Consider the following 1,106-nt stretch of genomic DNA (forward strand, 5'->3'; position numbering starts at 1 on the left):
CTTAGCCTTGGCTTGTCAGCCTAACAGCATCAAGCCTCTTATCAAATGAAATCGAGGGCTAGCTATAAGCTAGTTAAAACATCTAATTTTTAGGAGGGCTGGGTGGCTAACTTCATTATAGAACTTTCATTTAATACTCATTATTCTCTTGTAAACGATTATAAAGTGAACAAAATGTTTATCCTATTTAATTTAAAATTTTTTATGCTATTCTATACTCTTTACCTTCGGTGTTTGATCTATCAGAAAAGATGTCGACATTTTTATATCATTAAAATCGTGCAACTTTTTTCAGATACTTTTAAAAGATTGATTTCATTACCTCTTTCCTTTATACTGGATAAAAAGGAGAATAGTATGTCAGAAACAAATCACGAAATTGATTCAAATTTTGCAGGTCGTTTAAATATCCTGCGTGCGGGTGTTCTTGATGCTAACAATGGAATTATTTCCATTGCTGGTGTGGTTATCGGAGTTGCCAGTGCCACGACCAATATCTGGATTATCTTTTTATCAGGGTTTGCGGCTATCTTAGCTGGTGCCTTTTCAATGGCTGGTGGAGCATATGTATCCGTTTCAACTCCAAAAGATACCGAAGAAGCTGCCGTTGCGCGTGAGCAAGTCTTGCTAAACCAAGATATGGAACTAGCCAAAAAATCCCTCTATGCTGCCTATATCCAAAATGGAGAATGTGAAACCTCTGCCCAGCTCTTGACAAATAAGGCATTTCTTAAAAATCCACTCAAGGCTTTGGTAGAGGAAAAATACGGGATAGAGTATGAAGAGTTTACCAATCCTTGGCACGCTGCCATTTCCAGCTTTGTTGCCTTTTTCCTTGGTAGCTTACCACCAATGCTTTCAATTACCATTTTCCCAAGTGAATACCGCATCCCTGCTACTGTCCTTATCGTCGGTGTGGCCCTTCTTCTCACTGGTTACACAAGTGCTAGACTTGGAAAAGCACCTACCAAAACAGCTATGATTCGGAACTTAGCTATTGGCCTCTTGACTATGGGAGTTACCTTTCTGCTCGGACAACTTTTCAGCATTTAATACTCTTCGAAAATCTCTTCAAACCACGTCAGCTTCGCCTTGCCGTATATATG

The 1,106-nt window shown here is 39.2% G+C and carries 1 protein-coding gene; it reads left to right on the forward strand.

What is annotated here, in order from left to right; translation table 11 throughout:
- The first annotated feature begins 357 nt into the window (after window positions 1–357).
- Window positions 358–1,053 (forward strand): VIT family protein, encoded by a 696-nt coding sequence (locus tag HT708_RS10820; protein WP_172926383.1) that lies wholly within the window; start codon window positions 358–360, stop codon window positions 1,051–1,053.
- Window positions 1,054–1,106 lie beyond the last annotated feature (53 nt).

Source organism: Streptococcus sp. 3613 (assembly GCF_013277375.1).
Classification (GTDB): Bacteria; Bacillota; Bacilli; order Lactobacillales; family Streptococcaceae; genus Streptococcus; species Streptococcus pseudopneumoniae.